The sequence below is a fragment of the Pseudomonas aegrilactucae genome, from assembly GCF_019168305.1.
GTDB lineage: Bacteria > Pseudomonadota > Gammaproteobacteria > Pseudomonadales > Pseudomonadaceae > Aquipseudomonas > Aquipseudomonas aegrilactucae.
In genome coordinates, this window is sequence record NZ_JAHTBI010000030.1 from 1 (window position 1) to 26,127 (window position 26,127).

Annotated in this window: 27 protein-coding genes; 15 read left to right on the forward strand and 12 right to left on the reverse strand. The window is 64.3% G+C overall.

Annotation, left to right across the window (positions count from 1 at the left end; all coding sequences use genetic code 11):
* Positions 1-38 precede the first annotated feature (38 nt).
* The 3 genes from KUO17_RS09030 to KUO17_RS09040 all read right to left on the reverse strand — a co-directional run bounded on the left by KUO17_RS09030 (position 39) and on the right by KUO17_RS09040 (position 3,469).
* Entirely contained in the window at positions 39-1,349 is a 1,311-nt protein-coding gene (locus KUO17_RS09030; protein ID WP_255263491.1) for an MFS transporter, read from the reverse strand.
* Positions 1,350-1,422: 73 nt separating this feature from the next.
* Positions 1,423-2,646, reverse strand: coding sequence for a transporter associated domain-containing protein (locus KUO17_RS09035; protein WP_217975117.1), 1,224 nt, complete (start codon positions 2,644-2,646; stop codon positions 1,423-1,425).
* Between the two features lie 10 nt (positions 2,647-2,656).
* Complete coding sequence (locus tag KUO17_RS09040; RefSeq protein WP_425274842.1) at positions 2,657-3,469, reverse strand: cytochrome C assembly family protein; 813 nt, start codon at positions 3,467-3,469, stop codon at positions 2,657-2,659.
* Between the two features lie 196 nt (positions 3,470-3,665).
* Here KUO17_RS09040 and ffh point away from each other — a divergent pair, with 196 nt between their 5' ends.
* The 6 genes from ffh to KUO17_RS09070 all read left to right on the forward strand — a co-directional run bounded on the left by ffh (position 3,666) and on the right by KUO17_RS09070 (position 7,726).
* Positions 3,666-5,042, forward strand: a complete 1,377-nt coding sequence (gene ffh / locus KUO17_RS09045) for a signal recognition particle protein (RefSeq protein WP_217975121.1) — start codon at positions 3,666-3,668, stop codon at positions 5,040-5,042.
* A 237-nt stretch (positions 5,043-5,279) separates the two neighbouring features.
* On the forward strand, positions 5,280-5,531 hold the full coding sequence (rpsP, locus tag KUO17_RS09050) for a 30S ribosomal protein S16 (RefSeq protein WP_010220247.1): 252 nt from the start codon (positions 5,280-5,282) through the stop codon (positions 5,529-5,531).
* 5 nt (positions 5,532-5,536) lie between these two features.
* Positions 5,537-6,073: a ribosome maturation factor RimM gene (rimM, locus tag KUO17_RS09055; protein ID WP_217975123.1), complete on the forward strand. Its 537-nt coding sequence runs from the start codon at positions 5,537-5,539 to the stop codon at positions 6,071-6,073.
* Between the two features lie 3 nt (positions 6,074-6,076).
* Positions 6,077-6,829: a tRNA (guanosine(37)-N1)-methyltransferase TrmD gene (trmD, locus tag KUO17_RS09060; protein ID WP_163972934.1), complete on the forward strand. Its 753-nt coding sequence runs from the start codon at positions 6,077-6,079 to the stop codon at positions 6,827-6,829.
* A 42-nt stretch (positions 6,830-6,871) separates the two neighbouring features.
* Positions 6,872-7,222 (forward strand): 50S ribosomal protein L19, encoded by a 351-nt coding sequence (rplS, locus tag KUO17_RS09065; RefSeq protein WP_043863186.1) that lies wholly within the window; start codon positions 6,872-6,874, stop codon positions 7,220-7,222.
* Positions 7,223-7,318: 96 nt separating this feature from the next.
* Positions 7,319-7,726, forward strand: a complete 408-nt coding sequence (locus KUO17_RS09070; RefSeq protein WP_217975126.1) for an acyl-CoA thioesterase — start codon at positions 7,319-7,321, stop codon at positions 7,724-7,726.
* Between the two features lie 100 nt (positions 7,727-7,826).
* Here the strand turns inward: KUO17_RS09070 and KUO17_RS09075 are convergent, their stop codons facing one another.
* Positions 7,827-9,629: a cation:proton antiporter gene (locus KUO17_RS09075; RefSeq protein WP_217975128.1), complete on the reverse strand. Its 1,803-nt coding sequence runs from the start codon at positions 9,627-9,629 to the stop codon at positions 7,827-7,829.
* 70 nt (positions 9,630-9,699) lie between these two features.
* Here KUO17_RS09075 and xerD point away from each other — a divergent pair, with 70 nt between their 5' ends.
* The 6 genes from xerD (at position 9,700) to KUO17_RS09105 (ending at position 15,278) form a co-directional block, all read left to right on the forward strand.
* Positions 9,700-10,596: a site-specific tyrosine recombinase XerD gene (gene xerD / locus KUO17_RS09080; protein WP_217975129.1), complete on the forward strand. Its 897-nt coding sequence runs from the start codon at positions 9,700-9,702 to the stop codon at positions 10,594-10,596.
* A 150-nt stretch (positions 10,597-10,746) separates the two neighbouring features.
* The gene (locus KUO17_RS09085; protein WP_217975130.1) at positions 10,747-11,484 is read left to right on the forward strand and encodes a DsbC family protein; all 738 of its coding nucleotides are present in this window, start codon (positions 10,747-10,749) and stop codon (positions 11,482-11,484) included.
* Positions 11,485-11,563: 79 nt separating this feature from the next.
* Positions 11,564-12,868, forward strand: a complete 1,305-nt coding sequence (locus KUO17_RS09090) for a homoserine dehydrogenase (RefSeq protein WP_217975131.1) — start codon at positions 11,564-11,566, stop codon at positions 12,866-12,868.
* Positions 12,869-12,895: 27 nt separating this feature from the next.
* The gene (gene thrC, locus KUO17_RS09095) at positions 12,896-14,305 is read left to right on the forward strand and encodes a threonine synthase (RefSeq protein ID WP_217975132.1); all 1,410 of its coding nucleotides are present in this window, start codon (positions 12,896-12,898) and stop codon (positions 14,303-14,305) included.
* A gap of 172 nt (positions 14,306-14,477) precedes the next feature.
* The gene (locus KUO17_RS09100) at positions 14,478-14,873 is read left to right on the forward strand and encodes a response regulator (protein ID WP_217975133.1); all 396 of its coding nucleotides are present in this window, start codon (positions 14,478-14,480) and stop codon (positions 14,871-14,873) included.
* Between the two features lie 117 nt (positions 14,874-14,990).
* Positions 14,991-15,278, forward strand: a complete 288-nt coding sequence (locus tag KUO17_RS09105) for a DUF3509 domain-containing protein (protein ID WP_217975134.1) — start codon at positions 14,991-14,993, stop codon at positions 15,276-15,278.
* 171 nt (positions 15,279-15,449) lie between these two features.
* Here the strand turns inward: KUO17_RS09105 and KUO17_RS09110 are convergent, their stop codons facing one another.
* Together KUO17_RS09110 and KUO17_RS09115 are read right to left on the reverse strand one after the other, a co-directional pair.
* Positions 15,450-16,274 (reverse strand): TIGR02285 family protein, encoded by an 825-nt coding sequence (locus KUO17_RS09110; protein WP_341869603.1) that lies wholly within the window; start codon positions 16,272-16,274, stop codon positions 15,450-15,452.
* A 26-nt stretch (positions 16,275-16,300) separates the two neighbouring features.
* A complete protein-coding gene (locus KUO17_RS09115) occupies positions 16,301-17,500 on the reverse strand; it encodes a CaiB/BaiF CoA transferase family protein (RefSeq protein ID WP_217975136.1) in 1,200 nt (399 codons plus the stop codon).
* Between the two features lie 153 nt (positions 17,501-17,653).
* Between KUO17_RS09115 and KUO17_RS09120 the strand changes: the two genes are divergently transcribed.
* The 3 genes from KUO17_RS09120 to KUO17_RS09130 all read left to right on the forward strand — a co-directional run bounded on the left by KUO17_RS09120 (position 17,654) and on the right by KUO17_RS09130 (position 21,165).
* Positions 17,654-18,196, forward strand: coding sequence for a YaeQ family protein (locus KUO17_RS09120; RefSeq protein ID WP_217975138.1), 543 nt, complete (start codon positions 17,654-17,656; stop codon positions 18,194-18,196).
* A gap of 45 nt (positions 18,197-18,241) precedes the next feature.
* On the forward strand, positions 18,242-19,951 hold the full coding sequence (recJ, locus tag KUO17_RS09125; protein WP_217975140.1) for a single-stranded-DNA-specific exonuclease RecJ: 1,710 nt from the start codon (positions 18,242-18,244) through the stop codon (positions 19,949-19,951).
* Positions 19,952-20,058: 107 nt separating this feature from the next.
* Positions 20,059-21,165 carry an NADH:flavin oxidoreductase/NADH oxidase gene (locus KUO17_RS09130; protein WP_217975142.1) on the forward strand — a complete coding sequence of 369 codons (1,107 nt, stop codon included), beginning with the start codon at positions 20,059-20,061 and terminating at the stop codon, positions 21,163-21,165.
* A gap of 40 nt (positions 21,166-21,205) precedes the next feature.
* Here KUO17_RS09130 and KUO17_RS09135 read toward each other — a convergent pair whose 3' ends face one another.
* From KUO17_RS09135 to KUO17_RS09160, 6 genes are all read right to left on the reverse strand, one after another.
* The gene (locus tag KUO17_RS09135) at positions 21,206-21,538 is read right to left on the reverse strand and encodes a type II toxin-antitoxin system HicB family antitoxin (RefSeq protein ID WP_217975144.1); all 333 of its coding nucleotides are present in this window, start codon (positions 21,536-21,538) and stop codon (positions 21,206-21,208) included.
* Complete coding sequence (locus tag KUO17_RS09140; RefSeq protein ID WP_217975146.1) at positions 21,535-21,789, reverse strand: type II toxin-antitoxin system HicA family toxin; 255 nt, start codon at positions 21,787-21,789, stop codon at positions 21,535-21,537. The genes KUO17_RS09135 and KUO17_RS09140 overlap by 4 nt, the downstream gene beginning before the upstream one ends.
* Before the next feature lie 129 nt (positions 21,790-21,918).
* The gene (locus KUO17_RS09145; RefSeq protein WP_217975148.1) at positions 21,919-23,343 is read right to left on the reverse strand and encodes a gamma-aminobutyraldehyde dehydrogenase; all 1,425 of its coding nucleotides are present in this window, start codon (positions 23,341-23,343) and stop codon (positions 21,919-21,921) included.
* Positions 23,344-23,367: 24 nt separating this feature from the next.
* Positions 23,368-24,177 (reverse strand): ABC transporter permease, encoded by an 810-nt coding sequence (locus KUO17_RS09150; RefSeq protein ID WP_217975149.1) that lies wholly within the window; start codon positions 24,175-24,177, stop codon positions 23,368-23,370.
* Positions 24,167-25,072: an ABC transporter permease gene (locus tag KUO17_RS09155; protein WP_217975150.1), complete on the reverse strand. Its 906-nt coding sequence runs from the start codon at positions 25,070-25,072 to the stop codon at positions 24,167-24,169. The genes KUO17_RS09150 and KUO17_RS09155 overlap by 11 nt, the downstream gene beginning before the upstream one ends.
* A gap of 1 nt (position 25,073) precedes the next feature.
* Positions 25,074-26,114 carry an ABC transporter ATP-binding protein gene (locus KUO17_RS09160; protein WP_217975151.1) on the reverse strand — a complete coding sequence of 347 codons (1,041 nt, stop codon included), beginning with the start codon at positions 26,112-26,114 and terminating at the stop codon, positions 25,074-25,076.
* Positions 26,115-26,127 lie beyond the last annotated feature (13 nt).

Genomic DNA, 26,127 nt, shown 5'->3' on the forward strand with positions numbered 1-26,127 from the left:
TGGCTTGCCAGCGAAAGGCTGCATGGCAGCCCCGCTTTTTACAGTTCGGTATGCCGCGTCTCTTTCAGGCACAGCACTGCAATCACGCTCAGCACCGCCGCCGCCGACACATACCCGCCAACCCAGCTCAGGCCGCCCATGGCCACCAGCTTCTGGGCAAAGAACGGCGCCGCCGACGCCCCCACGATCCCGCCCAGGTTATACGCCGCCGACGCCCCGGTATAACGCACATGCGTGGGGAACAGCTCTGGCAGCAACGCGCCCATCGGCGCAAACGTCACCCCCATCAGAAACAGCTCGATGGCCAGGAACAGCGCCACCCCCGTGGTCGACCCCGAGGTCAGCAGCGGCTCCATCAGAAAGCCCGAACCGATCGCCAGCACGCCACCGACGAGCAGTACCGGCTTGCGCCCGTACTTGTCGCTGAGCCAGGCCGACAGCGGTGTGGCCAGGGCCATGAAGACCACCGCAAAGCACAGCAGCGCCAGGAAGGTTTCACGGCTGTAGCCCAGGGTCGATACGCCGTAGCTCAGCGAGAACACCGTCGAGATGTAGAACAGCGCATAGCACACCACCATCGCGGCCGCGCCCAGCAAGGTCGGCAGCCAGTACTGCGAGAACAGCTCGACCACCGGCATCTTCACCCGCTCGTGGCGCGCCACGGCCTTGGCAAACACCGGCGACTCTTCGAGCTTGAGGCGTACATACAGGCCCACGATCACCAGTGCGGCGCTGAGCAGGAACGGAATGCGCCAGCCCCAGTTGCGGAACTGTTCGTCGGTCAGGGTCATGGCCAGCGTCAGGAACAGCCCGTTGGCCGCCAGAAAGCCGATCGAAGGGCCCAGTTGCGGGAACATACCGAACCAGGCACGTTTGCCCTTGGGCGCGTTTTCGGTGGCCAGCAATGCCGCGCCACCCCATTCGCCGCCCAGCCCCAGGCCCTGGCCGAAGCGCAACAGGCACAGCAGTATCGGCGCCCAGGCACCAATGCTGTCATAACCGGGCAGTACGCCAATCAGCGTGGTACACACGCCCATCAGCAGCAACGAGGCCACCAGCGTCGACTTGCGCCCGATGCGGTCGCCAAAGTGGCCGAACAGCGCCGAGCCCAATGGCCGTGCAAGGAAGGCGATACCGAAGGTGAGGAAGGCCGAGAGCATCTGCGCGGTGCCCGAGGTCTGCGGGAAGAACACCGGGCCGATCACCAGGGCGGCTGCCGTGGCGTAGACGTAGAAGTCGTAGAACTCGATAGCGGTGCCGATGAAGCTGGCGGTGGCTACCTTGGCGGGTGAGTTGATGGGGGGCGCTGCAGTTTCATCATTGTTGTTATAGGTGCTGCTGGTCGTCATGAGCGTTTCCCTGTCGAGTGCTCCGAAGGCTCTGGCACCTGCCTCAGGCGGGTGCCAGCGGGCTCGAGTATAGCTAGCGGGCGACGGTCCAGACCAGTATGCGACTGGCACAATTGTCCTCGGTTTCGAGGATTTCCATGCGATATCGACCCATTTTCAGGCACACCGCGCTGGCCGGGATGCTTTCCAGCGCTTCGGTCACCAGGCCGTTCAGGGTCTTGGGCCCGTCGCTGGGCAGGTGCCAGCCCAGGCTGCGGTTCAGTTCACGGATCGAGGCGTTGCCTTCGATCACGTAGCGCCCGTCGGCCTGCGGGTGGATATGCGGGTTGTCGAGGCTGTGTTCGTCTTCGAATTCGCCGACGATCTCCTCGAGAATGTCCTCAAGGGTGACGATGCCCTGCACCTCGCCATATTCGTCGACTACCACGCCCAGGCGTCGCTGCTGCTTGTGGAAGTTGAGCAGTTGCAGTTGCAGCGGGGTGCTCTCGGGCACGAAATAAGGCTCGTAGCAGGCCGCCAGCAGGCTGGCCAGGGTCAGTTCGGCCTTGGGCAGCAGGTGGCTGATCTGGCGTGTGTTGAGGATCGCCTCGACCTGGTTTATGTCGCTGTGGAACACCGGCAGGCGCGTATGCCGGCTGATGATCAGTTGCTCGATGATGTGCTCGATCGGCTCGTCGAGGTTGATCCCGTCGACGTCGTTGCGCGGCACCAGGATGTCGTTGACCGTCACCTTGTCCAGGGCCTGCAGGCTGCCGAGCAGTTGGGTCTTGTGCTGGTTGTGCTCTTCTTCGAGCGGGTCCTGTGCGGCGCTGCCTTCGTGGCGGCTGTCGTGCTGGCTGACCGCGCTGGCCTTGCTGGCGAAGGGGCGCAGCAACAGGCGGGCGACGCCATCGAGCAGCCAGGCCAAGGGCTGCAGCAGGGTCAGTGGCACCTTGAGCAGGCTGCTGCCCAGCCCCACCAGGGCGTCTGGGTAGCGGCGTGCCAGGCGGCGCGGGATGAAGTCGGTCAGCACCAGCACGGCCACCGCCGCAGCGGCGCAGGCCAGCCAGAAGCCGCGTTCGCCGTCGTAGGCAAAACCCAGCAGCGAGGCCAGGGCGAATACCAGCAGCTTGCCCAGGGTGGCGCCCAGCACCAGCGCGCGCGGTGAAACCTGCGCAGTCGGGTGCTCGCCATTGTGGCCGTTGCGCCGCGCACCGGTCTGTTGCTGTTGAGCGGCATCCACTGCGCTGAACAGCGCCGACCACACCAGGGTCAACGCCAGTACCGCGACCTGTGGGCCTAACGGCAGAGTGTCCATAAACCGCCTGTCAGATATGCAGAATGAATTCGCGCACCAGCTTGCTGCCGAAGTACGCCAGCATCAGCAGGCAGAAACCGGCCAGGGTCCAGCGGATCGCCTTGTGTCCGCGCCACCCCAGGCGGGTGCGGCCCCACAACAGCACGCTGAACACCACCCAGGCCACGCAGGCGAGCAGGGTCTTGTGCACCAGGTGCTGGGCAAACAGGTTGTCCAGGAACAGCCAGCCGGAAATCAGCGACAGCGACAGCAGCACCCAGCCGGCCCAGAGAAAGCCGAACAGCAGGCTTTCCATGGTTTGCAGCGGCGGAAAGTTGCGGATCATGCCCGACGGGTGCTTGTGCTTGAGCTGGTGATCCTGCACCAGCAGCAGCAAGGACTGGAACACCGCGATGGTGAACAGCCCATAGGCCAGGATCGACAGCAGGATATGCGCCAGGATGCCCGGCTCTTCGTTGATCAGCGGCACCGTGCCCGAGGGCGCGAACTGCGCGATCAGCGCTGTCAGCAGGCCCAGCGGGAACAGCAGCAGCAACAGGTTCTCCACCGGAATGCGCAAGGTGGCAAGCAGGGTCAGGGCTATCACTGCCGTGGCGATCAGGCTGGCGGCGCTGAAGAAGTCCAGGCTCAGGCCCAGAGGCGTGAGCAACTGCCAGAACAGTGCGGTGCCCTGGGCAATCACGGCGAATGCACCGAGTACGCCGAGCAGCCGTTTGTCGGCCTTGGTGCCTCGGGCCAGGCGTGTGCCTTGATAGAAAATCGCGGCGGCGTACAGGCAGGCGGCGATCAGATTGGGTAGCAAGCTGGGTGACAAGGGGAGCATAAGTCCTGTTAGGCAAGCCCGAAAGGTCCTGAGTTTGGCATAGAACGCGCCTGCCAAGGAAGACTGCCGGCCGACGCCATGGTGTGCGCGTGCGCGAGTCTTCGCTATAATCGCCGGCCTGCCCTTGCCCAAGGCTGGCCGAATGCGCCAGGGGCAGCTGATAAACCTCGGTTCTACAGAGCCTGAAAGGATCCCCATGTTTGAAAACCTGACCGACCGTCTGTCACAGACGCTGCGCCATGTCACCGGTAAAGCCAAGCTCACCGAGGACAATATTAAAGACACCCTGCGCGAAGTGCGCATGGCGTTGCTCGAGGCCGACGTCGCCCTGCCGGTGGTCAAGGATTTCGTCAACAAGGTCAAGGACCGCGCGGTCGGCACCGAGGTGTCGCGCAGCCTGACGCCGGGCCAGGCGTTCGTGAAGATCGTCCAGGCCGAGCTCGAAGAGCTGATGGGCGCAGCCAACGAAGACCTCGCGCTCACTACCACGCCGCCTGCGGTGGTGCTGATGGCTGGCCTGCAGGGTGCGGGCAAGACCACCACGGTCGGCAAGCTGGCGCGCTTCCTCAAGGAGCGCAAGAAGAAGAGCGTGATGGTGGTGTCGGCCGACGTGTACCGTCCGGCGGCGATCAAGCAGCTCGAAACCCTGGCCAATGACATCGGCGTGACCTTCTTCCCGTCGGACATCAGCCAGAAGCCGGTGGCCATCGCCGAAGCGGCGATCCGCGAGGCCAGGCTCAAGTTCATCGATGTGGTCATCGTCGACACCGCCGGTCGCTTGCACATCGACGCCGAGATGATGGGCGAGATCAAGCAGCTGCACGCTGCGGTCAAGCCGATCGAAACCCTGTTCGTGGTCGATGCCATGACCGGCCAGGACGCGGCCAACACCGCCAAGGCGTTCGGTGAAGCGCTGCCGCTGACCGGCGTGATCCTGACCAAGGTCGACGGCGACGCCCGCGGCGGTGCCGCGCTGTCGGTGCGCGCCATCACCGGCAAGCCGATCAAGTTCATCGGCATGGGCGAGAAGAGCGAAGCGCTCGAGCCGTTCCACCCCGACCGTATCGCCTCGCGGATCCTGGGCATGGGTGACGTGCTCAGCCTGATCGAGCAGGCCGAGCAGACCCTGGACAAGGAAAAGGCCGACAAACTGGCCAAGAAGCTGAAGAAGGGCAAGGGTTTCGACCTGGAAGACTTCCGCGATCAGCTGCAACAGATGAAGAACATGGGCGGCCTGAGCGGCCTGATGGACAAGATGCCGAGCATCGGCGGCGTCAACCTGTCGCAGATGGGCAGCGCCCAGGGCGCGGCAGAGAAGCAGTTCAAGCAGATGGAGGCGATCATCAATTCGATGACCCCGGCCGAGCGCCGCGACCCCGAGCTGATCAGCGGTTCGCGCAAGCGCCGCATCGCCATGGGGTCGGGCACCCAGGTGCAGGACATCGGCCGCTTGATTAAGCAGCACAAGCAGATGCAGAAGATGATGAAGAAGTTTTCCACCAAGGGCGGCATGTCGAAAATGATGCGCGGCCTTGGCGGCATGATGCCTGGCGGCGGCATGCCGAAGCTGTAACGCTATTCAGGTGGGCGCCCCCGTGGGGCGTCGGCCGGAACCCCGCCACTGGCGGGACCCGTGCTGCTCGCTATACAGGCAGGCAGCTCATTCGCAAATCAGCAGGGCGGCTTGTCGCTCGCCGTGAAAAGGCATTTGCAAAAGTCCGTGTATTCCTTGAGAATATGCGGCCTTTCGGGCACCCGTGTGCCCGCTGTGCATTATGATTTGCAGCACCGACTACAGGAACGATGTTCTATGCTAACCATCCGTCTTGCCCGTGGCGGCTCCAAAAAGCGCCCATTTTACACCCTGACCGTGACCGACTCGCGTAACCCGGTTACCGGTTCGCACATCGAGCAGGTTGGTTTCTTCAACCCTATCGCTCGTGGCCAGGAAGTTCGCCTGTCCGTCAAGGAAGATCGCGTTGCTCACTGGCTGAGCGTTGGCGCACAGCCGTCTGAGCGCGTTGCTCAGCTGCTGAAGGAAGCTGCCAAGGCTGCCGCCTGAACAGTATGAACGCGACGCCAGAAAATGCAGATGACCTGATCGTCATCGGCAAGATTTTTTCGGTTCACGGCGTTCGCGGCGAGGTGAAGGTGTACTCCTTTACCGATCCGATTGAAAACCTGTTGGATTACCGCAACTGGACGCTCAAGCGCGAAGGTGTGGTCAAGCAGGTCGAGCTGGTCAGCGGCCGTTCCAACAAAAAGGAACTGGTTGCCAAGCTCAAAGGCCTCGACGATCGCGATGAAGCCCGTCTTCTGAGCGGTTACGAGATTTGCATCTCGCGAAGCCTTTTGCCCGACCTGACCGAAGACGAGTACTACTGGTACCAGTTGGTAGGTCTGAACGTCATCAACCAGGACGAACAGCTGTTCGGCACGGTTGATCACCTGTTGGAGACCGGCGCGAACGATGTAATGGTGGTCAAGCCCTGCGCGGGCAGTCTGGATGATCGTGAACGCCTGTTGCCCTATACCGGGCAATGCGTGTTGAAGGTCGACCTGGCTGCAGGCGAGATGCGGGTCGAATGGGACGCGGACTTCTAAGCGATGGCGAGCCTTCGTGTCGAAGTCATCACGCTGTTCCCCGAGATGTTCTCGGCCATCAGTGAGTACGGCATTACCAGCCGCGCGGTAAAGCAGGGGTTGTTGCAACTGACCTGCCATAACCCGCGGGACTACACCACAGATCGCCACCATACCGTGGATGATCGGCCGTTTGGCGGTGGTCCGGGCATGGTGATGAAGATCAAGCCCCTCGAGGATGCTCTGGTTCAGGCCAGGCAGGCAGCAGGGGAAGCGGCGAAGGTGATCTACCTGTCGCCACAAGGCCGTCAGCTGAATCAGTCGGCGGTACGCGAGCTGGCGAATGCAGAGTCGTTGATTCTCATCGCAGGTCGTTATGAAGGCATTGACGAGCGGTTCATTCAGGCTCATGTCGATGAAGAGTGGTCGATTGGCGACTATGTATTGTCTGGCGGTGAGCTGCCGGCAATGGTGCTGATCGATGCGGTTACACGGCTGCTGCCCGGAGCTTTAGGGCATGCAGACTCGGCGCAGGAAGATTCCTTCACCGATGGTCTGCTTGATTGCCCGCACTACACCCGACCGGAGGTGTATGCGGATCAGCGTGTTCCCGACGTGTTGCTCAGTGGCAACCATGCACACATCCGGCGCTGGCGTTTACAGCAGTCCCTTGGGCGGACCTATGAACGACGCGTCGATCTTCTGGAAAGTCGCTCACTTTCTGGAGAAGAGAAGAAGCTGCTCGAGGAGTATCTCCGAGAGCGGGACGATAGTTAACGTATCGATGGTAGGTCCGACGATCTACCTTAGGAGCACAGCATGACCAACAAAATCATTCTGCAACTCGAAGCCGAGCAGATGACCAAAGAGATCCCGACCTTTGCCCCAGGCGACACCGTTGTCGTTCAGGTGAAAGTGAAGGAAGGCGACCGTTCGCGTCTGCAGGCGTTCGAAGGTGTTGTTATCGCCAAGCGTAACCGTGGTGTGAACAGTGCTTTCACTGTTCGTAAAATCTCCAACGGTGTTGGCGTAGAGCGTACTTTCCAGACCTACAGCCCGCAGATCGACAGCCTGGCCGTGAAACGTCGTGGTGACGTGCGCAAAGCCAAGCTGTACTACCTGCGCGACCTGTCCGGCAAAGCCGCTCGCATCAAGGAAAAACTGGCCTGAGGCTGGTTTGACCGGCGGGCACGGGACCGCCATGCGAAATGAAAGCAGCCTTCGGGCTGCTTTTTTGTTGTCCGCTATTTGTGTTGCAGAGATCTCATGAGCCCTAGAGAGCAAGAAATCCAGCGCCGCACCGAGCTGTCGGTGACCCGCGTGACCAAGGCGGTGTTTCCGTCGACCACCAACCACCACAACACCCTGTTCGGCGGCACGGCGCTGGCATGGATGGATGAAGTGTCGTTCATTGCCGCCACACGGTTCTGCCGCTTGCCGCTGGTGACGGTGTCGACCGACCGTATCGACTTCAAGCACCCGATCGCGGCGGGCTCGATCGTCGAGCTGGTGGGCACCGTGGTGAAGGTGGGCACTACCAGCCTCAAGGTCGAGGTGGAGGTGTTTGTCGAAAGCATGAGCTGTGACAGCCGCGAGAAGGCTATTCACGGGTTGTTCAGCTTCGTTGCGATCGACGAGGACAAGCGGCCGGTGCCGGTGTTGCCCGGCTTCTGAGCGGTGTCGCAGCGTTCGCCGGCAAGGCCGGCTTCTACAGGATCTGGGAGCACCACAGATGCTTGTGGGAGCTGGCTTGCCAGCGAAGGGGGCGACGCGGTTAACTCGGATGCGGCTCAATCAACGCCACCAGCGTCCACCCTGGGCCAGGCTTCAACGTCGAATCCGGCCCCATCACATACACCCAGCCACCGGCATCGCGGGCAAACAGCAAGCTCGCCCGCTCACCATGCAGTGCCTGGTAGTCCGCCCAGCCAAAGCCCTCGGTCAAGTGCGTGGTGTACAGCTCGGCCCCTTGGTTGAACAGGTTGGCCAGTTGCCCGTACGTCAGCGCCTGGCTGCCCAGCATGTGCCCTCGGTGCCGGTCACTGGCGCGGTGCTTGTCACTGCGCTCGACCTCCAGTCCGCTGGCCAGCACGAACAGCCGCTTATGCCCGAAGTCGTGCAGAAACCGCCCGCAGGCCAGGGTGTTCAGTTCACCCGAGGGCGACAGCCCCAGCAGATGCCCCAGCCCGACCAGGTCCAGGTGCGCATCGGCATGTTGCGAGGCCGGGTGCCCGAAGTAGGTGGGCAGCCCCTCCATGCGCGCCGCGCGGATGTTCTCCCAGCTTGAGTCGGCCAGCAGCACGCGACAATCCAGTTGCTGCAAGGCCTTGCCCAAGGCCCTGGCCGGCCCGTTGGCGCCCACGATCAGAAACCCGCTGGGCGCAGGCTCGGCTACCTTGAGCAGGCGCGCCAGAGGGCGTGCGGTGGCGCTTTGCAGCACTACGGTGCCGATGATCACGGCGAACGTCAGCGGCACCAGCAGCAAGGCGCCGGCGTGCCCGGCTGCATCCAGGCGAATGGCGAAGATCGCCGACACCGCCGCCGCCACGATGCCGCGCGGCGCGATCCAGGCCAGCAGTGCACGCTCGCGCCAGTTCAGTTGCGAGCCCCAGGTCGACAGCGCCACGTTCAGGGGCCGTGCGATCAACTGGATCACCAGCAGCAAGGCCAGTACCGCCGGGCCCAGGCCGAGCAGGGCGTTGAGGTCCAGGCGTGCCGCCAGCAGGATGAACAGCCCGGAGATCAGCAGCACGCTGAGGTTCTCCTTGAAGTGCAGGATCTGCCGTACATCCACGCCTTTCATGTTGGCCAGCCACATGCCCATCAGGGTCACCGCCAGCAGCCCGGACTCGTGCATCACCTGGTTGGCGGCGATGAAGATACCGAGTACCGCTGCCAGTGAGGCCAGGTTATGCAGGTACTCGGGCAGCCACTGATGGCGAATCACCTGGCCCAGCAGCCAGCCGCCGGCCACGCCGAAGGCGCTGCCGCACAGGATCACCCCGGCAAAGGTCAGCAGGCTCTGGCTCAGGCCGTCGCCGGCCGCGCCGGCAATGATGAAGCTGTACACCACCACCGCCAGCAGCGCGCCGATCGGATCGATGACGATGCCCTCCCAGCGCAGGATGTTGGCGATGGTCGCCTTGGGCCGCACGACGCGCAGCATCGGCACGATCACTGTGGGCCCTGTCACCAGTGTCAGGGTGCCGAACAGGATCGCCAGCAGCCAGTCGAAGCCCAGCAGCCAGTGGGTGGCGACGCTGATCACTATCCAGGTCGAGAGTGCGCCCAGGGTCACCATGCGCCGTACCACCGTGCCGATCTCGCGCCACTGCGACAGGTGCAGGGTCAGGCTGCCCTCGAACAGGATCAGGGCCACGGCCAGCGATACCAGCGGCATCAGCAGCGGGCCGAACATTTCCTGCGGGTCGAGCCAGCCCAGCAGCGGGCCTGCGAGTATGCCGCTGAGCAGCAGAAACAGGATTGCTGGCAGTTTCAGCCGCCACGCCAGCCATTGGCAGCCGAGCGCGGCGGCGCCAATCCCTCCGAACGCCAGTAGGATCTGTTGTTCGTTCACTCGGTATCTCCCTATGCCGGCGCAGTTATGGAAGACTAGCGGTATTTCCCTGCCTCACCACCGAGCCTTCATGCCAGCCATCGAACACCCGCTGATCGACCAGTTCCTCGACGCCCTGTGGCTGGAAAAGGGCTTGTCCGATAACACCCGTGCCTCTTATCGCAGTGACCTGGCGCTGTTCAACGGCTGGCTGCAGGAGCAGGGCGTCGAACTGCCGTCTGCCGGTCGAGAGCTGATCCTGGATCACCTGGCCTGGCGCCTCGATCAGGGCTACAAGCCGCGCTCCACGGCGCGCTTCCTGTCCGGGGTGCGGGGCTTCTACCGCTACCTGCTGCGCGAGAAACTCATCGCTGTCGACCCGACCCTGCAGGTGGACATGCCGCAACTGGGCCGGCCGTTGCCCAAGTCGCTGTCCGAAGCCGATGTGGAGGCGCTGTTGCAGGCGCCGGACCTGAGCGAGGCGATCGGCCAGCGCGACCGCGCCATGCTCGAGGTGCTGTACGCCTGCGGGCTGCGGGTGACCGAGCTGGTAAGCCTGACGCTCGACCAGGTCAACCTGCGTCAGGGCGTGCTGCGGGTGATGGGCAAGGGCAGCAAGGAACGCCTGGTGCCGATGGGCGAGGAGGCGGTGGTGTGGATCGAGCGCTACCTGCGTGACGGGCGCAACGACCTGCTCAATGGGCGCCCCAGCGACGTGCTGTTCCCCAGCCAGCGCGGCGAGCAGATGACCCGACAGACCTTCTGGCACCGTATCAAGCACCAGGCCCAGGTGGCCGGTATCAGCAAGGCACTGTCCCCGCACACCTTGCGCCATGCGTTTGCCACCCACTTGCTCAACCATGGCGCGGACCTGCGCGTGGTGCAGATGCTGCTGGGCCACAGTGACCTGTCGACCACCCAGATCTATACCCACGTCGCCCGCGCACGCTTGCAGGAGCTGCATGCACGGCATCACCCGCGCGGTTGAGTGAAGATGCGCGCTGCATGCGTCGCTGGCAGTCAAAGCAGGGCGGTGAATGTGGTACGCTTCTGCGGTTTACACCCGGGCCCTGGATGACGACCGTTTTTCGGTACGCCTGTTCCGTTTTCGGCCCCCTGTCCGCCTTCAGGAGTTTTCATGCGCGTGACCCAGATTTTAGCCGCCGCCGCCTTGGCGCTGGTCAGCACCGTTGCCGCCGCCGCGGCCACCGACGCCGAGCAGGCGATCCGCAAGTCGTTGCAGTCGCTGGAGTCCGAGGTGCCGGTGGACAGCATCGCTGCCAGCCCGGTCAACGGCCTGTACGAGGTCAAGCTCAAGGGTGGTCGCGTGCTGTATGCAAGCGCCGACGGCCAGTTCCTGGTGCAGGGCTACCTGTTCCAGATCCAGGACGGCAAGCCGGTCAACCTGACCGAGAAAGCCGAGCGCGTGGCCATCGCCAAGACCATCAATGGCATCCCGGCCGGCGAAATGGTGGTTTACCCTGCCAAGGGCGAAACCAAGTCGCACATCACCGTGTTCACCGACACCACCTGCCCGTACTGCCACAAGCTGCACGCCGAAGTGCCCGAGCTGAACAAGCGCGGTATCGAAGTGCGCTATGTCGCCTTCCCGCGCCAGGGCCTGGGTTCGCCGGGTGACGAGCAGTTGCAGGCGGTATGGTGTTCGAGCGACCGCAAGGCGGCCATGGACAAGATGGTCGATGGCAAGGAAATCAAGGCCGCCAAGTGCCAGAACCCGGTCGGCAAGCAGTTCCAGATCGGCCAGTCGATCGGCGTCAACGGCACGCCAGCCATCGTACTGGAAGACGGCCAGGTGATTCCGGGCTACCAGCCGGCCCCGCAAGTGGCCAAGCTGGCACTGACCGCCGCTAAATAATTCAATCAGTGAGCCGTACCCCTGGGTACGGCTGTTTTTTCGACCGGCGCCAGGCCGGTCGTACAATGGGGAGTTCACAGTGAAACCGGTCAAAGTAGGCATCTGTGGGTTGGGGACCGTCGGTGGCGGTACCTTCAATGTACTTCAGCGTAACGCCGAGGAGATTGCCCGCCGCGCCGGGCGTGGAATCGAAGTGGCGCAAATCGCCATGCGTACGCCAAACCCGAACTGCCAGATTACCGGTACCCCCATTACCGCTGATGTGTTCGAGGTGGCGAGCAATCCCGAGATCGATATCGTCATCGAGTTGATCGGCGGCTACACGATTGCCCGCGAGCTGGTGCTCAAGGCCATCGACAACGGCAAGCACGTGGTCACCGCCAACAAGGCGCTGATCGCCGTGCACGGCAACGAAATCTTCGCCAAGGCGCGCGAGAAGGGCGTGATCGTGGCGTTCGAAGCTGCCGTGGCCGGGGGTATCCCGGTGATCAAGGCCATCCGCGAAGGCCTGTCGGCCAACCGCATCAACTGGGTGGCCGGGATCATCAATGGCACCGGCAACTTCATCCTCACCGAGATGCGCGAGAAGGGCCGCACCTTCCCTGACGTGCTGGCCGAAGCGCAGGCGCTGGGCTACGCCGAAGCCGACCCGACCTTCGACGTCGAGGGTATCGACGCCGCGCACAAGCTGACCATTCTGGCCTCCATCGCCTTTGGTATTCCGCTGCAGTTCGACAAGGCCTACACCGAAGGCATCACCCAGCTGACCACCGCCGATGTGAACTACGCCGAAGCACTGGGCTACCGCATCAAGCACCTGGGCGTGGCCCGCAGCACGGCCAACGGCATCGAGCTGCGCGTGCACCCGACGCTGATCCCGGCCGACCGCCTGATCGCCAACGTCAACGGTGTGATGAACGCGGTGATGGTCAATGGCGATGCCGCCGGCTCAACCCTGTTCTACGGCGCCGGTGCCGGCATGGAGCCGACCGCCTCCTCGGTGATCGCCGACCTGGTGGATGTGGTGCGTGCCATGACCAGCGACCCTGAGAACCGCGTGCCGCACCTGGCGTTCCAGCCGGACTCGCTGTCGGCCCACCCGATCCTGCCGATCGAAGCCTGCGAAAGCGCCTACTACCTGCGCATCCAGGCCAAGGACCGCCCGGGCGTACTGGCCCAGGTGGCCAGCATCCTGTCGGAGCGCGGCATCAACATCGAATCGATCATGCAGAAGGAAGTCGAGGAACACGACGGCCTGGTGCCGATGATCCTGCTCACCCACAGCGTGCTCGAGCAGCGCATGGATGATGCGATCACCGCCCTTGAAGCCCTGCAGGATGTGGTAGGCAGCGTCGTGCGCATCCGCGTCGAACAACTGAATTGAGCCGTCTTTGAGTTAGAGGAATAGGTCATGCGTTACATCAGTACCCGCGGCAAGGCACCGGCCCTGAATTTTGAAGACGTGCTGCTGGCTGGTCTTGCCAGCGACGGCGGCCTGTACGTGCCGGAAAACCTGCCGCGCTTCACCCAGGAAGAAATTGCCTCGTGGGCCGGCCTGCCGTACCACGAGCTGGCCTTCCGGGTGATGCGTCCGTTCGTCACCGGCTCGATTGCCGATGCCGACTTCAAGAAGATCCTCGAAGAAACCTACGGCGAGTTCGCCCACGCCGCGGTCGCCCCGCTGCGCCAGCTGGGCAGCAACGAATGGGTGCTGGAGCTGTTCCACGGCCCGACCCTGGCGTTCAAGGACTTTGCCTTGCAACTGCTCGGTCGCCTGCTCGACCACGTACTGGTCAAGCGCGGCGAGCGTGTGGTGATCATCGGTGCCACCAGTGGCGACACCGGTTCTGCGGCCATCGAAGGCTGTCGCCGTTGCGACAACGTCGACATCTTCATCCTGCACCCGCACCAGCGCGTATCGGAAGTTCAGCGCCGCCAGATGACCACCATCTTCGGCGAGAACATCCACAACATCGCAATCGAAGGCAACTTCGACGACTGCCAGGAAATGGTCAAGGCCAGCTTCGCCGACCAGGGGTTCCTGAAAGGCACGCGCCTGGTGGCGGTGAACTCGATCAACTGGGCGCGGATCATGGCCCAGATCGTCTACTACTTCCATGCAGCCCTGCAGTTGGGCGGGCCGGCGCGTTCGGTGGCGTTCTCGGTGCCTACCGGCAACTTCGGCGACATCTTCGCCGGTTACCTGGCCCGCAACATGGGCCTGCCGATCAGCCAACTGATCGTGGCCACCAACCGCAACGACATCCTGCACCGCTTCATGAGCGGCAACGGTTATGTCAAGGACACCCTGCACGCGACCCTGTCGCCGTCGATGGACATCATGGTGTCGTCGAACTTCGAACGCCTGCTGTTCGACCTGCACGGTCGCAACGGCGCGGCGATCGCCGAGCTGATGGACACCTTCAGGCAGGGTGGCGGCTTCAGCGTCGAGCAAGACCGCTGGAGCGAGGCGCGCAAGCTGTTCGATTCGCTGGCGGTGGACGACGCGCAGACCTGCGAGACGATCGCCGAAGTGTTCGCACAGACCGGCGAAGTGCTTGACCCGCACACCGCGATTGGCGTCAAGGCCGCCCGCGAGTGCCGTCGCAGCCTGGACACGCCGATGGTGGTGCTGGGCACGGCGCACCCGGTCAAGTTCCCCGAGGCGGTGGAGAAGGCCGGCGTTGGCAAGGCACTGGAGCTGCCGGCGCACCTGACCGACCTGTTCTCGCGCGAAGAGAAGTGCACGGTGCTGGCCAATGACCTGAAGGCGGTGCAGGCGTTTGTCAGCCAGCACGGCAATCGCGGCAAGCCGCTCTGAGGGCAAGCCGCTTCAGCGTCAGCCAAAAGCCCCGGTGCGCAAGCACCGGGGCTTTTGCCATTTATGGGCGTTGTCACCGGTGCTTTCGGATTTTTCCTATGGGGCGAACGAGCAGGCTTTTCTAGAGTGGGCACCGTGCCATCGGGCACCCTGGCCACTGCGGAGAAGCCCCATGCACTCACTCAAGGTTCTGCTCCTGGAACCCCATCCCTATCGACTCATGGCCCTGCACCAGACACTCAACGCCCACGGTGTATTCGATGTGCGCATCGCCGAGAGCGACGAGCAGGCACATGGCGTGCTGGCACGCCGCGGCCCGGTGGACATCGCCATCTGCGATGTGCTGGCCGGCGAATACGATGGCGTGGCGCTGGTGCGCCACCTGGCCCGGCACGCATTGGCGGCCAGCCTGATCATCCTCAGCGGCGCCCGGCGCAGCGTGCTGGACGGCGCCAGCGACCTGGTCGAGCAGTCCGGCCTGCGGGTGCTGGGCGCGCTGCCTACGCCCGCCTGCCCGCTTGCCCTGCGCCAGCTTCTGCTCGCCTATCGCAGCGCGCCGGATGCGTGATTCTGTCATCTTCGCCGGGCATGCTGGTGGTGCGTGCAGCGAGCAGCGCCCGAACTTTTGATGATCGGCAAGGGTCAGTGAAAGACCCCTTCTATGACAAATGTGAATGGTGAACGGATGGACACTATCAGCTTGTTGCTAAGCCAGGCACTGACGCCCTATCAGGTCACGCTGACCTCCCGGCCTGCCAGCGCCGATTGCGATCTGCTATTGACCGACCCGGCCGGCGGCAGCGTGTTGCGGCGCCGGGTCAAGGCCAGCCAGTTGCACGACCAGCGCCTGCTGGTCGACCTGGTCGATGGCCTTCAACGTGACCTCGGTATCTATGAGGGACGCCTGCAGCCTTGTGTGATCGCGGCCTTGCAGCATGCTCGCCAGTCACGCGCACAAATCGTCGCGCTGTGATGGGAACCTTTCTCGGGAAAGCCACTCTGACAGCGTAAGGACAAGTGAACGGCGTTTTGCTCCGATGCCGCGAAGTTGTCCGTGCGAGGCGCCAAGTCGTCCTCGTTTAACCCCGTCGGCCTCCCCACCGTTCGGGGTTTCTTTTTGCCTGCACAACCGTGCACGGCGGCCTCAATGGGAACGCATCAGCGCGCGTATGTCGTTCAGGTAGGCCTCGCGCTCTTCCGGTTCCAGCCATTGTGCGTACAGCGGCGCCAGGGTCTGGATGCGCAGGGTGCGCAGCAACTGATTGATGTGGGTGATGGCGGCCCGGCCCTGTGGGGTGTCGGAGCAGCCCACATACGTCAGTTGATAGCGCGACAGCCCTTTGATCGGGAAGTGGCTCAGGGCGTGTTGCTGCGTCAGCTTCTCGCGTATGTAGCGCACCTCCGGCCAGTAGGCCAGCAGCAGGTCCAGGCGCCCCAGTTGCTGCATCTGCAGCAGGCTGCCCACCGCGTCATTGCCGAAATGGCGGCTGATGGCCTCGGGCGGCGCAGCCCTGATGATCTCGTCGGCACGTGTGCTGTAGCTGCGCTGCCCGACAATGCCCAGCTTGAGTGTCTTGCTGGACAGCAGTGCCTCGAGGTCGACCTCGCCATTGCTGATGAAGGGCGCCAGGCTGGCCTGGTCTTGGGTGCGCGCCACCACCACGTTGCTATGGGCGGCCAGTGCCGGGATGGAGAAGCGCACGAAGCGGTCACGCTCCGGTGTCCAGAGCAGGGTCGGATCACAGGTGAAACTTGGCTCCTGCAGCATCTGCGTGCCGCGTGCGCGGTTCACGCGCACGATGCTGTGGTCATACTCGGGCATGTGCTCGATCAGCATCGGCAGCAACTGATCGACCGCACCCTGGCCTTTCTTCGGGCCTTCGAAAATGGTCAGCGGCGGCAGGTCGCGCAGCAGCCAGATGAGCGTTTCCTTGGCCCATGCCGACGCCGGCAACAGGCCCAGCAGCACGCCCAGCAGGGCGCAGCGTACCCGGCTCAGACCGCACCCTGTTCGCGCAGGCGCGCAATGCCTGCGGCGTCGTAGCCAAGGCCGGCCAGCAACTGGGCGGTGTGCTCCCCAAGCTGCGGCCCGACCCACTCCGTGGAGCCCGGCGTTTCGGACAGCTTGGGCACGATGCCCGGCATCTTGAACGGTGTGCCATCGGGCAGCTTGGCCTGCAGGAACATTTCCCGCGCCAGGAACTGCGGGTCGCTGAACATGTCTTCGGCCGAATAGATGCGGCTGGCGGGCACCTGCGCATCGTTGAGCGTCTGCAGCAGAGCGTCCAGCGGCACGCTGCGAGCCCAGCGGTCGATCACCGCGTACAGCTCGTCACGGCGCAGGTCACGGCCGTCGTTGCTGGCCAGCGCCGGGTCATCGGCCAGGTCGTCGCGGCCGATCGCCTGCATGAAACGCTTGAAGATCGCATCGCCATTGGCGCCGATCTGCACGTGCCGGCCGTCGGCGCTGGTATGAATGGAGGAGGGCGTGATGCCGGGCATGATGTTGCCGGTGCGCTCGCGGATGAAACCGAACACGTCGAACTCCGGCACCATGCTTTCCATCATGGCGAAGATCGCTTCGTACAGCGCCACGTCCACCACCTGGCCCTGGCCGCCATTCACCTCACGGTGACGCAGCGCCATCAGCGCACCGATCACGCCCCACAGCGCAGCGATCGAATCGCCGATGGAGATGCCGGTGCGCACCGGTGGCCGGTCGTCGAAACCGGTGATGTAGCGCAGCCCGCCCATGGACTCGCCGACCGCACCGAAACCGGGCTGGTCTTTCATCGGGCCGGTCTGGCCGAAGCCGGACAGGCGTACCATCACCAGTTTGGGGTTCAGGGCGTGCAGCACGTCCCAGCCCAGGCCGAGCTTTTCCAGCACGCCGGGGCGGAAGTTTTCGATCAGGATGTCGGCATCGGCCAGCAACTGCTTGAGGATGGCCAGGCCCTCGGGGTGCTTGAGGTTGAGCGTCAGCGATTGCTTGTTGCGCGCCTGCACGAACCACCACAGCGAAGTGCCTTCGTACAGCTTGCGCCACTTGCGCAGCGGGTCGCCGCCATCGGGCGACTCGACCTTGATCACCTGGGCCCCGAATTCGGCGCAGATGCGCGACGCGAACGGGCCGGCGATCAGGGTGCCGAGTTCGATGACGTTGAGGCCGGCGAGCGGTTTACTGGGCAAGGGCATGGGGCATCCGTGGCAGCAGGGCAGAGCGCTAGTTTTTATCACAGGGCGGCAGCGGCAGATACTGCCTGGGCCCGGAGATTGTACGGTTCGGTTCGTTGATTGCCAGTGCATCGGTTAGACTGGGCGACTTTTCCTGTTACCAGAAGTCCGTCCATGGCCCAGCCGTCCACCACCTACAAGTTTGAACTGAACCTCACCGACCTTGACCGCGGCGTGTACGAAAGCGTCAAGCAGACCATCGCCCGTCACCCGTCGGAAACCGAGGAGCGCATGGCCGTGCGCCTGCTGGCGTACGCCTTCTGGTACAACGAGCAGCTGGCATTCGGTCGCGGCCTGTCGGATGTCGATGAGCCGGCGCTGTGGGAAAAGAGCCTGGACGACCGTGTACTGCACTGGATCGAGGTCGGCCAGCCCGACGCCGATCGCCTGACCTGGTGTTCGCGCCGCACCGAGCGCACCAGCCTGCTGGCCTACGGCAGCCTGCGGGTGTGGGAGACCAAGGTGGTGCCGGCGGTCAAGGGCCTGAAAAACGTCAACATCGCCGCCGTGCCGCAAGAGGTGCTGGAAACCCTGGCCAAGGACATGCCGCGTGCGATCAAGTGGGACGTGATGATCAGCGAAGGCACGATCTTCGTCACCGACGACCGTGGCCAGCACGAAGTCCAGCTGCAGTGGCTGCTGGGCGAGCGCGGCTGAGCCGTGCCTCGATCCTTTTGATTCCAGAGAAGCCTTGACTGCCCCATGCGTATCGAACCGCGTTCACTGCCGTCCACCCTGCCGTTCCTTGGCGACCTGCCGCCCCTGCTGACCCGCCTGTACGCCGCCCGCGGCGTGCAGTCCGAGGCCGAGCTGGACAAAAGCCTGGCGCGCCTGCTGCCGTATCAGCAGCTCAAGGGCATCGACGCGGCGGTCGACCTGCTGGTGACGGCGCTCGAGCAGCGCCAGCGCATCCTGATCGTGGGTGACTTCGACGCCGATGGCGCCACCGCCAGTACGGTGGGCGTGCTGGGGCTGCGTCTGCTGGGCGCGGCGCACGTCGACTACCTGGTGCCCAACCGCTTCGAATACGGCTACGGCCTGACCCCGGAGATCGTCGAGGTGGCGTTGCAGCGCACGCCGCAGTTGCTGGTGACGGTGGACAACGGCATTTCCAGTGTCGAGGGTGTGGCGGCGGCCAAGGCGGCCGGCTTGCAGGTGCTGGTCACCGACCACCACTTGCCGGGGCACGCGTTGCCGGCGGCCGACGCGATCGTCAACCCCAACCAGCCGGGCTGTGAGTTCCCCAGCAAGGCCCTGGCCGGGGTTGGGGTGATCTTCTATGTGCTGATGGCGCTGCGCGCACGCTTGCGCAGCCTGGGCCATTACGACAGCCGCCCGCAGCCGAACATCGGCGAACTGCTCGACCTGGTGGCGCTGGGCAGTGTGGCCGACGTGGTACCGCTGGATGCCAACAACCGCATCCTGGTGCACCAGGGCCTGGAGCGTATTCGCGCCGGGCGCGCGCGGCCGGGGCTCAAGGCGATTCTGGAGGTGGCGCGGCGCGAACCGGCACGCATCACGTCCACCGACCTGGGCTTCATTCTGGGCCCGCGCCTGAATGCGGCCGGGCGTTTGGATGACATGAGCCTGGGCATCGAATGCCTGCTCAGCGACGACCCGGCATTGGCGCGGGAAATGGCGGCGCAGCTGGACGAATTGAACCAGGACCGCAAATCCATCGAGCAGGGCATGCAGCGCGAGGCGCTGGCCCAGCTCAAGGACCTGCCGCTGGAGTCGATGCCATTCGGCCTGTGCCTGTTCGAGGCTGACTGGCACCAGGGCGTGATCGGCATCCTCGCCTCGCGCCTCAAAGAGCGTTATCACCGGCCGACCATCGCCTTTGCCGATGCCGGCGAGGGCATGCTCAAGGGCTCGGCGCGTTCGGTGCCGGGCTTTCACATCCGCGATGCGCTGGACGCCGTGGCGGCCGCGCACCCCGACCTGATCAGCAAGTTCGGCGGGCACGCCATGGCGGCGGGGCTGTCGCTGCCAGCCGAGCATTTTGCGACATTTGCCCAGGCCTTCGATGCCCAGGTGCGGCGCCAGCTGGATGAAGAGGACTTGACCGGTCGTCTGCTGTCGGACGGCAGCCTGGCGGTGGAAGAGTTCCATCTGGAACTGGCCCGCGCGCTGCGCAACGCCGGGCCCTGGGGCCAGCACTTTCCCGAGCCGCTGTTCCACGGCGTGTTCCAGCTGGTGCAGCAGCGCATCGTCGGCGAGCGCCACCTGAAGGTAGTGCTAAAGAGCGAATGCGGTTCGGTGACCCTCGACGGGATTGCCTTCGGCATCGACCGCGAGGTGTGGCCCAACCCCACTGTGCGCTGGGTGGAACTGGCCTACAAACTCGACGTCAACGAGTTCCGCGGCAACGAGACGGTGCAACTGATGATCGCCCACATGGAGCCGCGCTGAACCCTCAAGGGTGCAAACTGGTCTAGGCTCAAGGGACCGGCACTGAGCCGCGGGGAAGATAATGCGCTCGGTTCGGCCCACCATTCGGAGTCTGGAGAGGTGCCCTCATGAGCCTGCTGCTTGAGCCATACACCCTGCGTCAACTGATCTTGCCCAACCGCATCGCGGTCTCGCCCATGTGCCAGTATTCGAGCGTCGACGGCCTGGCCAACGACTGGCACCTGGTGCACCTGGGCAGCCGTGCAGTCGGCGGTGCCGGGCTGATTTTCACCGAGGCCACGGCCGTCACTGCCGAGGGGCGGATCACCGCCCAGGACCTGGGCCTGTGGGACGACGCGCAGATTGCGCCGTTGCAGCGCATCACCCGTTTCATCACGGCCCAGGGCGGGGTCCCGGGCATTCAGCTGGCGCATGCCGGGCGCAAGGCCAGCACCCATCGGCCGTGGCTGGGCAAGCACGGCAGCGTCAAGCCCGAGGACGGCGGCTGGGTGCCGGTCGGCCCGTCAAAGATCGCCTTCGACCCGCAACACAGCGTCCCTGCCGAATTGAGCGAAGCGCAGATCCACGACGTCATCCAGGCCTTCGTCGATGCGGCAAGGCGTGCACTGGAGGCCGGTTTCAAGGTGGTCGAGGTGCATGCGGCACATGGCTACCTGTTGCACCAGTTTCTCTCGCCGTTGAGCAATCAGCGCCGCGACCAGTACGGTAGTTGTTTCGAGAACCGCATCCGGCTGACCTTGCAGGTGACCGAGGCAGTACGTGAGGTGTGGCCTGAAGCGTTGCCGCTGTTCGTGCGCGTATCGGCCACCGACTGGGTCGAGGATGGCTGGAACCCGGATGAAACCGTGGCGCTTGCCAAGCGGCTCAAGGCCCTTGGCGCCGACCTGATCGATGTGTCGTCGGGGGGCACCTCGATGAATGCCGAGATTCCCACGGGGCCTGGGTATCAGACGCGCTTCGCCGAGCGGGTGCGCAAGGAGTCGGGTATCGCCACCGGCACGGTGGGCATGATTACCGAGCCGGCGCAGGCCGAACACATCCTGCGTACCGGCCAGGCCGACATCATCCTGCTGGCCCGTGAACTGTTGCGTGACCCGTACTGGCCGCTGCATGCCGACGATGACCTGGGTGGCCAGAAGGCGACCTGGCCGGCGCAATATCAGCGTGCCACCCACCGCGACCAGCCGATACATGAGTCCGACCTGCGCGATTGATGCGCCTGCGCGGTACTTCGCCGCGCCGGGCCGCGCAAGCTCAGGCTTGCGCGGCCCGGCTCAACACCTCGTTCACCCACTGATTGATGCTCTTGTCGGCGAGCTCCGCCTTGGCCGCAACACTGGCATGCAGCGCCGGCTCCAGGCGCAGGCTCAGCTTGCCGGAGTATGCTTTTTGCGGCTCGCGCCCCAATCGGGCGCAAGTCTCCAGGTAATCTTCCACCGCTTCTTCGAATGCTGCTCGCAGTTCGGGCACCGATTCGCCGTGAAAGCCGATGACATCGCGGATGCCCGCCACGTGGCCGACCAACAGTTGGTCTTCGTCGCTGTACTCGATGCGGGCGGCATAGCCCTTGTACGTCATGACATTCATGGGGTCACTCCTGCCTGCTCCAGAAAATAGCGTGCATCGTGGATCTGATAGGGTTTGGCGTCTTTGTCGGGGTGGGGGCGGTGAAACGTCGTCACCACGCCATTCAGTTCAAAGCGCACCCGCGAACCACGACCTTCCACAAGGCGCGCGCCAGCGGCGAGCAACATCGACTCGATGCGGGCCCACTCCATGTTCCTGGGCAGCGGTTTGCTGAATATGGACTTCAAGGTGCTGCGTTGATGATTATTCATGGTATCAGATTATGATACCAATTGATGGGCATCAATCGCGGTGCTGTAGGAAAGGCCATCGTCTTTTGAGGGATGAGTCCCTTTAATTCGGCCCACCCTGACGATGGGCCGGGGCATGCCAGGTTTTACTCAATGCTTGAACATCACATGCCGCACGCAGGTGTAATCCTCCAGCCCGTACATCGACATGTCCTTGCCATAGCCCGACAGCTTTTGCCCGCCATGGGGCATTTCGCTTACCAGCATGAAGTGCGTGTTGACCCAGGTGCAGCCGTACTGCAAGCGCGCCGATACGCGGTGAGCGCGGCCAACGTCAGCCGTCCATAGCGACGAAGCCAGCCCGTAATCGGAGTCATTGGCCCAGGCCAGCGCCTGGTCCTCGTCTTCGAAACGGGTGACCGACACCACCGGGCCAAACACTTCGCAGCGCACGATCTCATCGTCCTGCTGGGCATCGGCCAGTACGGTCGGCTCGAAGAAGAACCCGTCACCCGCCACCGCCTTGCCACCGGTGATCAGGCGGATATGCGGCTGGGCGATCGCACGCTCCACCAGGCCGGCCACGCGGTCGCGGTGTGCGGCGCTGATCAGGGGGCCAAGCTCGGTGTCCGCATCGTCCTGCAGCCCGTGCCTGAGTGTGCCGACCGCTTCGCCCAGTTTTTTCACGAACGCCTCGTAGATCCCGCCCTGGGCATAGAGGCGACAGGCCGCCGTGCAGTCCTGTCCGGCGTTGTAGAAGCCGAAGGTACGAATGCCCTCGATCGCTGCGTCGATATCGGCGTCATCGAAGATGATCACCGGCGCCTTGCCGCCCAGTTCCATGTGCAGGCGTTTCACGCTGTCGGCAGTGCCGGCGATGATGTGGCTGCCGGTGGCGATCGAGCCGGTCAGCGAAACCATGCGCACCTTGGGGTGGGTGACCAGCGGCGTGCCCACGCTCGGGCCGTTGCCGAACAGGATGTTGAGCACCCCGGCCGGAAACAGCTCGGCGGCCAGCTGCGCCAGGTGCAGGGCGGTCAGCGGGGTTTGCTCGGACGGCTTGAGCACCACGGTGTTGCCCGCCGCCAGCGCCGGGGCGATCTTCCACGCCAGCATCATCAGCGGGTAGTTCCACGGCGCGATCGACGCCACGACGCCCAGTGGGTCGCGACGCACCATCGAGGTGTGCCCGGGCAGGTACTCGCCCGCCGCCGAACCGCCCAGACAACGGCTGGCCCCCGCGAAGTAGCGGAACACGTCGGCAATCGCCGGCAGTTCGTCGTTCAGGGCGGCCTGGTAGGGCTTGCCGCAATTGTCCGATTCCAGCCTTGCCAGCGCCTGGGCATGGGCGTCTATCAGGTCCGCCAGTTTGAGCAGCAGCGCGGCGCGGTCTTTGGGGGTGGTCTGCGACCAGCCGTCGAAGGCACGGTCGGCGGCGCGCACCGCCGCGTCCACCTGCGCCTCGCTGGCTTCGTTGATGTCCACCAGCACGGTGCCCAGCGCCGGGTTGAGCACACTCAGGGCGGGGCCTTCGCCGGTCACCAGTTGGCCATTGATCAGCAATCGGGTCTGCATGGTGTTCAGTGCTCCTGGTCGGGGTTATTTGCCGCCACTGCCGGCCACGCCTTCGCCGCCGCGGGTCAGGTAGTAGGCGCCAAGGATCGGCAGCATGGTCACCAGCATCACCAGCAGGGCGACCACGTTGGTGACCGGTACGTCGCGTGGCCGGCTGAGCTGGTTGAGCAGCCAGATCGGCAGCGTGCGTTCGTGGCCGGCGGTGAAGGTGGTGACGATGATCTCGTCGAATGACAGGGCAAACGCCAGCATGCCGCCGGCCAGCAGTGCCGAGCCGAGGTTGGGCAGCACGATGTAGCGAAAGGTCTGCCAGCCATCGGCGCCCAGGTCCATCGACGCCTCGATCAGGTTGTGCGAGGTCCGCCGCAGGCGGGCGATGACGTTGTTGTAGACAATCACCACGCAGAAGGTGGCGTGCCCCACCACGATGGTGAAGATGCCAGGTTCGATGCCCAGGGTCTTGAAGGCCGAGAGCAGGGCAAGGCCGGTGATGATGCCAGGCAGGGCGATGGGCAGTATCAGCATCAGCGACAGGCTTTGCTTGCCGAAAAAACTGCGCCGGTACAGCGCTGCCGAGGTCAGCGTGCCGAGCACCAGGGCAATCAGCGTGGCCAGGCAGGCGATCTGCAGCGACAGGCTGATCGAATCGAGCACGTCGGGCCGCGAGAACGCCACGCTGAACCACTTCAGGGTGAACCCGCGCGGCGGAAAGCTGAACGCGGCGTCTTCGGTGTTGAAGGCATAGAGCACGATGATCAGGATCGGGAAGTGCAGGAACACCAGCCCGCCCCAGGCCGCCAGGCGCAGGCCCGTCGAGGCGCGTTCAGAGTGCATCGAAGGCCCCCAGGCGTTTGACGATGGACAGGTACACCGCGATCAGCACGATCGGCACCAGGGTGAAGGCGGCCGCCATCGGCATGTTGCCGATCGCGCCTTGCTGGGCGTAGACCATGCTGCCGATGAAGTAGCCGGGCGGGCCGACCAGTTGCGGCACGATGAAATCGCCCAGGGTCAGCGAGAAGGTGAAGATGGAACCGGCGGCAATGCCGGGTACCGCCAGCGGCAGGGTCACCTGCATGAACGTCTGGCGAGGCCTGGCGCCAAGGTCGGCGGAGGCTTGCAGCAGCGACGGCGGCAGGCGCTCCAGCGCGGCCTGGATCGGCAGGATCATGAACGGCAGCCAGATGTACACGAACACCAGAAAGCGCCCCAGGTGCGAGGTCGAGAGGGTGCTGCCGCCAACCCCGGGAATGCCCAGGATCCATTGCAGCAGCGGCTCCAGGCTCAACTGCTGGACGAACCACTGTGCGACCCCGCCCTTGGCCAGCAGCAGGGTCCAGGCATAGGCCTTGACGATGTAGCTGGCCCACATCGGCATCATCACCGCGATATAGAAAAAGGCCTTGGTCTTGCCGCGGGTGTAGCACGCCATGTAGTAGGCAATGGGAAAGGCCAGCACCGCGCTGGCGAGCGATACTGCCAGCGCCATGCCCAGGGTGCGCAGGATGATGTCGAAGTTGGAGGGTTGCAACAGTGCGGCGAAGTTGGCCAGGGTCAGGTCTGACGTCACCGCCATGGTGAAGTCGTCGAAGGTGTAGAAGCCTTGCCACAGCAAGGCCAGCAGCGAGCCGAGGTAGATTGCGCCGAACCAGATCAGTGGCGCGATCAGCAGCATCGCCAGGTACAGGTTGGGCCGTCGGTACAGCACGGTGGCGACGCGCCGCATCATCTCAACGGCCCTCGCCGGGCAGGGGTTCACGCAGGGCCGTCATGGCCTCGCGCGCCCAGCCGGCGTGCAGGCGCTGCCCGGTGCGCCACGGCGCGCCGGCGGTCTGCCATTGGCTGTTGGCCTGGCTCACGGCAAGCAACTGGCCATTGTCGAGCTTGAGCTCGTAGCGGGTGGTACTGCCCTGGTACTGGATGTCGTGCAGGACGCCGCTCAGTTGCAGGCCGGCGTCGGCAAGGGCGCTGTCGCTCAGGCGGATATGCTCCGGGCGGATCGAGAACGGCTGCGCACTGGCCGTGAGCTGCAGCGCCAGTTCGCCGCGCAGCACATTGGAGGTACCGACGAATTCGGCGACGAAGGCGGTGGCCGGTCGCATGTAGAGGTTGCGCGGGGTGTCGACCTGTTCGATGCGCCCGCGATTGAACACTGCCACACGATCGGACATCGACAGCGCTTCGCTCTGGTCGTGGGTGACGAAGATGAAGGTGATGCCCAGTTGGCGTTGCAGCTTCTTCAGTTCGCCCTGCATCTGCTCGCGCAGCTTGAGGTCCAGGGCGCCTAGGGGCTCGTCGAGCAGCAGCACACGGGGCCGGTTGACCAGTGCCCGGGCCAGGGCCACACGCTGGCGTTGGCCGCCGGACAGTTGCACCGGCTTGCGTTCGTCATAGCCGGCCAGGGCGACCATGGCCAGTGCTTCCTCGGTGCGGGCATGGCGTTCGGCCTTGGCCACGCCCTTGACCTTGAGGCCGTAGGCGACGTTGTCGCGCACATTCATGTGCGGGAACAGCGCGTAGTCCTGGAACACGGTGTTGACGTCGCGCTGGTAAGGCGCCAGGCCGGCCGCCTCGGCGCCATGGATGCGGATCGAGCCGTGGCTGGGTTGTTCGAAGCCTGCGATCAGGCGCAGGCAGGTGGTCTTGCCCGAGCCCGAGGGGCCGAGCATGGAGAAGAATTCGCCGTCCTCGATGGCGATGGACACCTGGTCGACGGCCTTGATATCGCCGAACAGGCGGGAGACGTCGGTGAATTGCACGGCCAGTGTCATGCAGTGTGCTCCG

Excerpts from the sequence above, each read along its gene's own strand:
- recJ (WP_217975140.1), top strand. The coding sequence starts at position 18,242 with ATGCGTATCGAACCGCGTTCACTGCCGTCCACCCTGCCGTTCCTTGGC.
- KUO17_RS09115 (WP_217975136.1), bottom strand. The coding sequence starts at position 17,500 with ATGCCCTTGCCCAGTAAACCGCTCGCCGGCCTCAACGTCATCGAACTC.
- KUO17_RS09035 (WP_217975117.1), bottom strand. The coding sequence starts at position 2,646 with ATGGACACTCTGCCGTTAGGCCCACAGGTCGCGGTACTGGCGTTGACC.
- KUO17_RS09130 (WP_217975142.1), top strand. The coding sequence starts at position 20,059 with ATGAGCCTGCTGCTTGAGCCATACACCCTGCGTCAACTGATCTTGCCC.
- ffh (WP_217975121.1), top strand. The coding sequence starts at position 3,666 with ATGTTTGAAAACCTGACCGACCGTCTGTCACAGACGCTGCGCCATGTC.
- KUO17_RS09085 (WP_217975130.1), top strand. The coding sequence starts at position 10,747 with ATGCGCGTGACCCAGATTTTAGCCGCCGCCGCCTTGGCGCTGGTCAGC.
- xerD (WP_217975129.1), top strand. The coding sequence starts at position 9,700 with ATGCCAGCCATCGAACACCCGCTGATCGACCAGTTCCTCGACGCCCTG.
- KUO17_RS09150 (WP_217975149.1), bottom strand. The coding sequence starts at position 24,177 with ATGCACTCTGAACGCGCCTCGACGGGCCTGCGCCTGGCGGCCTGGGGC.
- rimM (WP_217975123.1), top strand. The coding sequence starts at position 5,537 with ATGAACGCGACGCCAGAAAATGCAGATGACCTGATCGTCATCGGCAAG.
- KUO17_RS09070 (WP_217975126.1), top strand. The coding sequence starts at position 7,319 with ATGAGCCCTAGAGAGCAAGAAATCCAGCGCCGCACCGAGCTGTCGGTG.
- KUO17_RS09155 (WP_217975150.1), bottom strand. The coding sequence starts at position 25,072 with ATGATGCGGCGCGTCGCCACCGTGCTGTACCGACGGCCCAACCTGTAC.
- KUO17_RS09140 (WP_217975146.1), bottom strand. The coding sequence starts at position 21,789 with ATGAATAATCATCAACGCAGCACCTTGAAGTCCATATTCAGCAAACCG.
- KUO17_RS09135 (WP_217975144.1), bottom strand. The coding sequence starts at position 21,538 with ATGAATGTCATGACGTACAAGGGCTATGCCGCCCGCATCGAGTACAGC.
- KUO17_RS09030 (WP_255263491.1), bottom strand. The coding sequence starts at position 1,349 with ATGACGACCAGCAGCACCTATAACAACAATGATGAAACTGCAGCGCCC.
- KUO17_RS09105 (WP_217975134.1), top strand. The coding sequence starts at position 14,991 with ATGGACACTATCAGCTTGTTGCTAAGCCAGGCACTGACGCCCTATCAG.
- KUO17_RS09145 (WP_217975148.1), bottom strand. The coding sequence starts at position 23,343 with ATGCAGACCCGATTGCTGATCAATGGCCAACTGGTGACCGGCGAAGGC.
- KUO17_RS09120 (WP_217975138.1), top strand. The coding sequence starts at position 17,654 with ATGGCCCAGCCGTCCACCACCTACAAGTTTGAACTGAACCTCACCGAC.
- KUO17_RS09040 (WP_425274842.1), bottom strand. The coding sequence starts at position 3,469 with ATGCTCCCCTTGTCACCCAGCTTGCTACCCAATCTGATCGCCGCCTGC.
- KUO17_RS09160 (WP_217975151.1), bottom strand. The coding sequence starts at position 26,114 with ATGACACTGGCCGTGCAATTCACCGACGTCTCCCGCCTGTTCGGCGAT.
- KUO17_RS09100 (WP_217975133.1), top strand. The coding sequence starts at position 14,478 with ATGCACTCACTCAAGGTTCTGCTCCTGGAACCCCATCCCTATCGACTC.
- trmD (WP_163972934.1), top strand. The coding sequence starts at position 6,077 with ATGGCGAGCCTTCGTGTCGAAGTCATCACGCTGTTCCCCGAGATGTTC.
- rpsP (WP_010220247.1), top strand. The coding sequence starts at position 5,280 with ATGCTAACCATCCGTCTTGCCCGTGGCGGCTCCAAAAAGCGCCCATTT.
- thrC (WP_217975132.1), top strand. The coding sequence starts at position 12,896 with ATGCGTTACATCAGTACCCGCGGCAAGGCACCGGCCCTGAATTTTGAA.
- rplS (WP_043863186.1), top strand. The coding sequence starts at position 6,872 with ATGACCAACAAAATCATTCTGCAACTCGAAGCCGAGCAGATGACCAAA.